This window comes from Fulvivirga aurantia (genome assembly GCF_009711475.1).
Taxonomy (GTDB): Bacteria; Bacteroidota; Bacteroidia; order Cytophagales; family Cyclobacteriaceae; genus Fulvivirga; species Fulvivirga aurantia.
Genome location: NZ_SMMD01000334.1, coordinates 1 through 1,813 on the forward strand (window position 1 = coordinate 1; position 1,813 = coordinate 1,813).

The window sequence follows — 1,813 nt, forward strand, 5'->3', positions numbered from 1 at the left end:
TGTAAGTAATATGTAATATTCGATTGGTTTGGTAACTTTTTACCTATTAGGTTTGCAGCTTGTCTTAATTATAATACCCAATAAATAGTTGGATGAACAAAACTTTACAACTCTCTCTCTTCGTACTTTTTACAATCGCTCTCTCTTTTTTATACTACGAGCATTATTCTTCACAACGTACAGTTTACATCGAATCAGGTCGACTTATCAACGGTTACCAGGGAATGATTGATGCCCGTAAGGTTTACCAACAAAAAGCAAATCAATGGAAAGCCAATGTAGATACGCTGGCTAATGAAGTGCAAAATTCTATAAAGGCATATGAGAAAGAAAGCACAACAATGACTAAAAAAGAGCGTGAGCTTTCACGTGAACTTATACAATCCAAGCAAAAACAATTAGCAGACTACCAAAGAGCCATTCAGGAAAAAGCAGGCCAGGAAGATGGGCAAATGACGCAACAGGTTTTAGAAGAGGTGAATGCTTTTATAAAACAATACGGTGAAAAGCATAATTACAGAATCATTTTCGCTGCTACCGAATACGGCAATATTGCCTACGCAGAGGACGGACTAGATATCACAGATGAGGTGCTGGAAGGGCTAAATAAACAATATACCGGACAGTAATAATTTTGAAATTTTCTATAGTGGCTAAATTAATTTACCCTGTCTTATTGATATTGATGAGTAGCCTTTGTGCTTGTCAACCTGAATATATGACTGAGTCTGAGCTTCAGACCTATCTTACTGATGAAGACAATAATTTAAGCAAAACCAAAGAGTACCGTGGTTATAAAGCTACCGTTACTTATCGCCCTACTGATCTGTTGATTTTGCAAGAAAATACCAGCCTTGAAATTACAGACAAGCAATACCAACAGCTCAAAGAAAAATATAACAAGTATTATTATTTCATTTTAAGCCTTTCTAAAGACAATAAGGAGGCACTCTACAGCAGCCAGGATTATGGACAATTTAGTGATTTGGTGCAAACCTTGTCATTTAGGATGGGACAGTACACCAACCTGACGACCTCAGAGCAAGATACGGTAGAAGTAGCGGACTATGTTTTTTCAAGGACATACGGTATGGGCAACGCATCTACCCTGATGTTTGTATTTGATAAGGAGGACATTACTGATGACGCGTGGGTACAATTTAATTTACAAGAGTTTGGGTTGGGCCTCGGAAGACAGATTTTTCGATTTAAGGTGGATAATTTAAATGATATACCAAAACTCAATTTTCAGATAGTCAAATCTCAAAAATCAAATTAATTATTATGGTTAAAATCTTTGGCTTTATTCTTATTTTCCTCCTCTCTTATGGACTTAAGGCTCAAGATACTAGCCAGCTAGTCCTGGGTTTATCCAATGGAGAGGTGATCTATCCTCATTCATTAAAGCATAAAACACCTGCCTTTGGTAAATCACATTTTATCATCGATGATTCAGTGCGATTTGAAAAGGCGCAAGTTGCTTACTATCAAAATGCTCAAGGATATTTCCTAAAAGCTGACCCTGAAGGATTTGGATCAGAATTTTACTTGAGGGAAATACACGGCCCGCGCATCAGCGCCTTTTCTACGGTTAAAACTTATTATTCTCCTGGATCTCCTGGCATGGGCGTGCCCGGAGGTACCTTTCATTCCACCACGGTTGATTATTACAAAAAGAAATACGGCCTGCTTAAGAAACTTACTTTAAATAATTTAAATCGCGACCTATCTGACAATACGCAAAGTCGCTTATACCTGACCAAGGTTAAAAAAATTAATACAATAAATACATTTCTTTACCTGGGGGGAGCCA

3 protein-coding genes are annotated in these 1,813 nt (G+C 37.5%); all 3 read left to right on the top strand.

The window, feature by feature from the left end:
- The first annotated feature begins 92 nt into the window (after positions 1 to 92).
- Positions 93 to 629 (top strand): OmpH/Skp family outer membrane protein, encoded by a 537-nt coding sequence (locus E1176_RS01570; protein WP_155208824.1) that lies wholly within the window; start codon positions 93 to 95, stop codon positions 627 to 629.
- Positions 630 to 718: 89 nt separating this feature from the next.
- Positions 719 to 1,279 carry a hypothetical protein gene (locus E1176_RS01575; protein WP_185152543.1) on the top strand — a complete coding sequence of 187 codons (561 nt, stop codon included), beginning with the start codon at positions 719 to 721 and terminating at the stop codon, positions 1,277 to 1,279.
- A 5-nt stretch (positions 1,280 to 1,284) separates the two neighbouring features.
- The coding region (locus E1176_RS01580) for a hypothetical protein (RefSeq protein WP_155208826.1) at positions 1,285 to 1,813 on the top strand (529 nt) is incomplete at its 3' end.